The sequence below is a fragment of the Pseudomonas brassicacearum subsp. brassicacearum genome, assembly GCF_008801605.1.
Classification (GTDB): domain Bacteria; phylum Pseudomonadota; class Gammaproteobacteria; order Pseudomonadales; family Pseudomonadaceae; genus Aquipseudomonas; species Aquipseudomonas brassicacearum.
The window spans coordinates 103685-109961 of the sequence record NZ_VZPJ01000020.1 but is presented as its reverse complement, the minus strand read 5'-3'; the positions used below and the strand labels follow the sequence as shown (position 1 = coordinate 109961).

6 protein-coding genes are annotated in these 6277 nt (G+C 60.9%); 1 reads left to right on the top strand and 5 read right to left on the bottom strand.

The genetic code is table 11. The features are described 5' to 3' along the window. Positions 1 to 195: 195 nt before the first annotated feature. Positions 196 to 1164, top strand: coding sequence for a GTPase (gene yjiA / locus F7R20_RS29365; RefSeq protein ID WP_013694246.1), 969 nt, complete (start codon positions 196 to 198; stop codon positions 1162 to 1164). Here the strand turns inward: yjiA and F7R20_RS29360 are convergent. The 5 genes from F7R20_RS29360 to glyA form a co-directional block, all read right to left on the bottom strand. After that, positions 1156 to 1875 carry a GntR family transcriptional regulator gene (locus tag F7R20_RS29360; RefSeq protein ID WP_028237100.1) on the bottom strand — a complete coding sequence of 240 codons (720 nt, stop codon included), beginning with the start codon at positions 1873 to 1875 and terminating at the stop codon, positions 1156 to 1158. The two genes, yjiA and F7R20_RS29360, sit on opposite strands and share 9 nt — an antisense overlap. A 22-nt stretch (positions 1876 to 1897) precedes the next feature. Continuing rightward, positions 1898 to 2602 carry a FadR/GntR family transcriptional regulator gene (locus F7R20_RS29355; protein WP_003205768.1) on the bottom strand — a complete coding sequence of 235 codons (705 nt, stop codon included), beginning with the start codon at positions 2600 to 2602 and terminating at the stop codon, positions 1898 to 1900. 59 nt (positions 2603 to 2661) lie between these two features. Then, positions 2662 to 3975, bottom strand: coding sequence for a C4-dicarboxylate transporter DctA (locus F7R20_RS29350; protein WP_003205767.1), 1314 nt, complete (start codon positions 3973 to 3975; stop codon positions 2662 to 2664). A 291-nt stretch (positions 3976 to 4266) separates the two neighbouring features. After that, on the bottom strand, positions 4267 to 4797 hold the full coding sequence (locus tag F7R20_RS29345) for a hypothetical protein (RefSeq protein WP_027912166.1): 531 nt from the start codon (positions 4795 to 4797) through the stop codon (positions 4267 to 4269). Positions 4798 to 4999: 202 nt separating this feature from the next. Next, the gene (gene glyA / locus F7R20_RS29340) at positions 5000 to 6253 is read right to left on the bottom strand and encodes a serine hydroxymethyltransferase (protein ID WP_003205763.1); all 1254 of its coding nucleotides are present in this window, start codon (positions 6251 to 6253) and stop codon (positions 5000 to 5002) included. Between the last annotated feature and the right edge of the window lie 24 nt (positions 6254 to 6277).

Genomic DNA, 6277 nt, shown 5'->3' with positions numbered 1-6277 from the left:
CGCCAGGAGGCCCGTTACGGTGGCAAGGGTGGGCCCAAGTGCTGTTGAGTTGAGGTAGCCTCGAACCCCATGTGGGAGCGGGCTTGCTCGCGAAGGCGGTGGATCAGCAGCATTGATGTTGACTGACACTCCGCTATCGCGAGCAAGCTCGCTCCCACAAAACCGCTTCCCTTTCAGGCATCAAGGAGATTCAGTTTGTCCTCTCCCATCCCGGTCACCATCCTCAGCGGCTTCCTCGGCGCCGGCAAGACCACGCTGTTGCGCCATCTGCTCAAGGCCGAGCACGGCCTGAAAATCGCCGTTATCGAGAACGAATTCAGCGATGCCGGCATCGATACCCAACTGCTGGGCGACGAGCCGGTGCAAGTCATGACCCTGGCCAACGGTTGCGTGTGCTGCACCATCCACACCGACCTGACCAAGGCCCTGTACCTGTTGCTCGAGCGGCTGGACAGCGGCGAGATCGCCTTCGATCGCCTGGTCATCGAATGCACCGGCCTGGCCGACCCGGCCCCGGTGGCGCAAACGTTCTTCATCGACGAGGACCTGCGCGAGCGCTATATCCTCGACGGCATTCTTACGCTGGTGGACGCCGCTCATGCCGATGTCCACCTGACCCAGGCCATCGCCCAGGCCCAGGTCGGGTTTGCCGACCGCCTGCTCTTGAGCAAGACCGATCTGGTGGACGCGGCCCAGGTCCAGGCCCTTGGCGAGCGCCTGACGCGCATCAACCGACGGGCACCCATCAGGGTGGTCGAGCACGGCAAGATCGACCTGGCCGAGCTGCTCGACATCCGCGGCTTCAATCTCAATGCGGACCTGGGCGCGGGGTTCAGCCTGCGACCGGTCGGCAAGGCCACCCCGGGCGATCGCATCAGCAGCCTGGTGCTGCGTACCGACAAGGCGCTGGATATCGACAAGCTCAGCGAGTTCATGAACCAGTTGCTGGAAGAACACGGCAAGCAATTGCTGCGCTACAAGGGCGTGCTGAACATCGCGGGCGAACCCCGTCGGTTGGTGTTCCAGGGCGTGCTCAAGTTGTACGGTTTCGATTGGGACACCGAATGGGCCCCCGGCGAAGCCCGGGAAAGCGTGATCGTGTTCATCGCCGACGAACTGCCGGAAGAGAAGATCCGCGCCGGTTTCGAAGCCGCGCTACTTTGACGAACCCGTACCTGCGACCAGCAGCAGTTTTTGCTCCAGATGGTCCAGGTGCTCGTCCATCAGCCGCACCGCTTCGTTGACGTTGCGGCCTTCCACTGCGTCGACGATTGCCAGGTGTTCCTGCCAGGCGCAGTGCCGGCGGGACTTGATCTCGTGTCGCGCCAGGGCCAACGAGGTCAACGGCACCAGGCTGCCGAGAAATTGCATCAACGGCGCGTTGCCGGCCATGGCGGCCAGTTGCAGATGAAACTCGCCGGACAGGCGGATCGCCGGGCCACGTTCACCACGATCCAGGTACTGGCGCTCGCGTTCCACCAGATCGCGCAGCTGTTGCAAGTCCTTGGGCTGCGGCGCCCTGCAGGCCAGGCGCACCAGGGTCTGCTCAGCCAGGCGGCGAGCGTGGAGGATCTGCCGGGTCTGCTCCAGGTCTGGCGCAGCGACTTGTGGCCGGTGGTTGGGCCGCAGGATCACCACTTGCTGATGAGACAGGCGCGCCAGAACGCGGCGAATGACACTGCGGCTGACACCAAACACATCCCCCAGGCTTTCCTCGGTGAAGCGGCTGGCCGGGGCAATGCGTTGTTCGAGGATGGCGTCGAAGATCCGCGGGTAGATATCGTCCACCGACGGTTTGCCGACCCGGCCGGGCGGGGGCAGGGCGGCCAGCACGTTGTGGTTGTGCTGGGGTTGATGGGGCATGAGGTTGTTCATGGCGGTCTCCACAGGCAATGGCTCAGGTGCCGAGGTTGTCGTCCGGAATGTTCAATTCGATGCCCATGCGCTGGCCTTCCCGGAGAATGTGCCGGCGCATTTCGGCGCTGGCCTGGGCGCTGTTCTTGCCCCGGATGGCACGGACCACGGCTTCGTTTTCTTCCAGGCGTTCAGCCAGGTGCTCGGGCGAATTGCGCAACACATCGGCGCTCTGCTTGAGGGCGTTACTGGTCTGCTGGACCACGTTCTGGAAGATCGGGTTGGATGTCAGGGCAAACAGTTCTTCATGGAAGGCGATGTAGGCGTTGGCGCAGGCGTCGCTGTCGTTGGCTTCCAGGGCTTCGCGCATGTCCATGAGGGTCAGGCGCAACTGGCCGACCTCCTTGCTGCTGATGGACTGGGCCACAAGGCCGACGATGAACGGCTCCAGGGTGTAGCGCAGCTGCAGCAGGTCTTCCAGGCTCGCGCCGGCCATGGCGCTGCCTTCACCGGCAGCATCGTTGAGATTGGCCTCCAGCACCACGACGCCTTTGCCGGGCATCGAGCGCACCAGGCCCAGGGTTTCCAGCACAATCACCGCTTCACGCAGGCTTGGCCGGCTGATGCCCAGTTGCTCGGCCAGCTCGCGCTGGCCGGGCAGCATGTCGCCCGAGCGCCATTGGCCTCGGGCGAGGGCGGCGCGGAGTTTCTCCACCACGGAATTGACGACGGTCGATGAACTGATCACATGTGACTCCTTGGAAATCGATCAGGCGATGCCGGTTCGCGGGCCGGCATCGCCGTCTTTCAGAATTGCTGGTGATGGGCACTGCCCACCGGTTTCCTGGGTTGGAAGGTATAGCCTTGTTGGCCGGACAGCACCTTGCGCGCCCGAGGGATGTCGATGTCTTTTTCCCAGCGGGCAATCGCCACGGTGGCCACGCAGTTGCCAATCAGGTTGGTCAGGGCGCGACCGATGCCCATGAACCAGTCCACGGCCAACACCAGCACCAGGCCGACCACCGGGATCGCCGGGATCGCGGTCAGCGTCGCTGCCAGGATCACCAGCGCCGAGCCGGGAATCCCATGGGCGCCCTTGGAGGTGATCAGCGAGACCAGCAGGATGGTCAACAGATCGCTCATGGCCAGGGGCGTGCCGGTCGCGTTGGCGATGAAGACAATGGCCAGGGTCAGGTAGATCGAGAAACCATCCAGGTTGAACGAGTAGCCGGTTGGAATGACCAGGCCCACGGTGGAGCTGCCGATCCCCAGGTGTTCGAGCTTGCGCATGATCTGTGGCAGCACGGCATCGGACGACGCGGTGCCGAGCACGATCAGCAGCTCTTCGCGCAGGTATTTGAGGAATGGCAGCATCGGCAGGCCCGACACGCGCATTACCGCACCCAGGATCACCGCGACAAAGGCGATGCAGGTCAGGTAGAACAGGCCAACGAGGCTGCCCAGGTGTTGTAGCGAATCCAGACCATATTTGCTGGTGGTGAAGGCAATGGCCCCGAAGACGCCGATCGGGGCCAGCCGTACGATCATGCCCATGATGCGGAAGATCACGTGGCTGAGTTCGTTGATCAGGCGTGAAATGCCGGAAGCGGCGTCACCAACAAGGTTCAACGCGCTGCCAAACAGCACGGCAAACAGCAGCACCTGCAGGATGTTGTTTTCCGCGAACGCGCCAATCACCGAGGTCGGGATCAGGTTCATCAGGAACTGGGTGGTGGTGACCATGTGCTGGCCGCGCTGGGCGATATCGTTCACGTCCGCGCTGGAGAGCTGCTCCAGGTGGATGTTCGCGCCGCTGCCAATGCCTGTGCTGAAAGCAAGGACCAGGCCGATGACCAGGGCGATGGAGGTGAGTATTTCGAAGTAGATGACCGACTTGAGGCCAATGCGCCCGACCTTCTTGAGATCGCCGGCGCCGGAGATACCGCTGACCACCACGCAGAACACGATCAGGCCGATGAGCATCTTGATCAGCTTGATGAAGCCGTCGCCGAGGGGTTTGAGTTGTGCAGAGTATTCAGGAAGGGTAAGTCCACAGACGATGCCGAGCACCAGTCCGAGGACAACTTGAAGGAAGATCGACCGCGAGCACCATTTGAGCATGGGAGGGATTCCTGGTTCGGTGTCCTTGTTCGCCAGGGGAGGGCTGGCGTTGGGACTTCATTATTGTGGTCTTACCGGTTTGTCCAGTGCAGGCGCAGTCTAAGCGCTGTTTTTGCGGGGATGCAAGCTCGATTGTGCTGGTTTGGCATGACCGGTCTTACCAGTTGAGGTGAAAGCCCTGTGCTTGAGCGTTTTCTCAAAAGAAAAAATGACGGGTGGTCAATAACCGCCCCGCCACAAGGGTCGTGCTTCGTCCCTTCGACTGACTTTACATGCCAACAGGGGCGACCTTCAGAGCACGCTCAGAATGAACGTCGCTTTTGATTGTTCGTCTGTCTCGGCAAGATAAAGATAAGGCGAGCCGCGTACCCTTAATCCCCCGACATGTTTCTTATTGCCTGTCATGAGCGAGATGGGGACATGGCGGGATTTGATGTGCTTGCGTGTGATGATGTTTTGCTGATGATCGACCAGGCTGAAAAGAGTCGGGTTGCGAGTGTTTGGATCACTTGCCCCAAACACTTCGAGCCAGCTTTTACTGATCAGTTTGTTGTAGTGTTCACCGGTGTTTTTCAGGGTCAGGAGGTAGCCGCCAGCGGTATACCGCAAGTGCAGCCGCAAGGGCTCGCCGCGCACAGCCTGGTCTTCGACGCGCATGCCGAGCAGGCTTGAGTGATCCTGGGTTTGGGGTCTACCGGTGAAGAATCCACCGCTGAATGCACTGATGGTCGCCATCGCGGGTTTGCCATGCAGCCTTTCCAGTAGATTTACGCGGGTGTTGAACATGCTGAGTGTTGCATTAAAGGATTGTTCACTGTCCATGTGAATAAGCGTCCTGTTTTGAGTGATTAAGTTCAGGGGGCAGGAGAGATCGTATGGGTTTATTAATTGCGTGTAAGGTTTTCTGTATTGCAGAAAATTAAGTGTTGGATGGTGTTAGTTGTTTGGCCCTGTTTTCCAGGGCAATAAAAAAAGGCCCGCATCTTTCGATGCGGGCCTTATTCAACTCGTTCTAGCGGGCTGATTAAGCGCCGTAGACTGGCAGCTTCTTGCAGATAGCCTTGACCTTCTCACGTACGGCGTCGATGACCGCTTCGTTGTTCAGGTCCGCCAGGATGTCGCAGATCCAGCCAGCCAGTTCCTTGCACTCGGCTTCCTTGAAACCACGAGTGGTCACGGCAGGGGTGCCGAAACGCAGGCCCGAGGTGACGAACGGAGAGCGTGGGTCGTTTGGCACCGAGTTCTTGTTGACGGTGATGAACGCCTTGCCCAGCGCCGCGTCGGCGTCTTTGCCGGAGATCTCTTGCTTGATCAGCGACAGCAGGAACAGGTGGTTTTCAGTACCGCCGGACACCACGTCGAAGCCGCGCTCGATGAACACGCCGGCCATGGCCTTGGCATTCTTCACTACTTGTTGCTGGTAAGTCTTGAACTCAGGTTGCAGGGCTTCCTTGAAGCAGATCGCCTTGGCTGCGATCACGTGCTCCAGCGGGCCACCCTGGGCGCCCGGGAAGACGGCGGAGTTCAGCTTCTTCTCGATGTCGGCATTGGCGCGCGCCAGGATCAGGCCGCCACGTGGACCACGCAGGGTCTTGTGGGTGGTGGTGGTGACCACGTCGGCGAATGGCACCGGGTTCGGGTAGACGCCAGCGGCGACCAGGCCGGCAACGTGGGCCATGTCGACGAACAGGTAGGCACCGACCTTGTCGGCGATCTCGCGGAAACGCGGGAAGTCGAGGACCTGGGAGTAGGCGGAGAAACCGGCCACGATCATTTTCGGCTTGTGCTCGAGGGCCAGGCGCTCGACTTCGTCGTAGTCGATCAGGCCGTTGCCGTCGATGCCGTACTGGATGGCGTTGTACAGCTTGCCGGAGGAGGAAACGCTGGCGCCGTGGGTCAGGTGACCGCCGTGGGCCAGGCTCATGCCCAGGATGGTGTCGCCGGCCGACAGCAGCGCCAGGTACACGGCGGAGTTGGCTTGGGAGCCAGCGTGCGGCTGGACGTTGGCATAGTCGGCACCGAACAGTTGCTTGGCGCGATCGATGGCCAGTTGCTCGACCACGTCGACGTACTCGCAACCACCGTAGTAACGCTTGCCCGGGTAGCCTTCGGCGTACTTGTTGGTCAGTACCGAGCCTTGAGCTTCCATCACCGCGGGGCTGGTGTAGTTTTCCGAAGCGATCAGCTCAATGTGCTCTTCCTGGCGCTGAGCTTCTTGCTCCATGGCGGCAAAGAGATCGGCGTCGTACTTGGCAATAGTCAAATCACGGCTGAACATGGCGGTCCTCAAGGATCGGGGGCA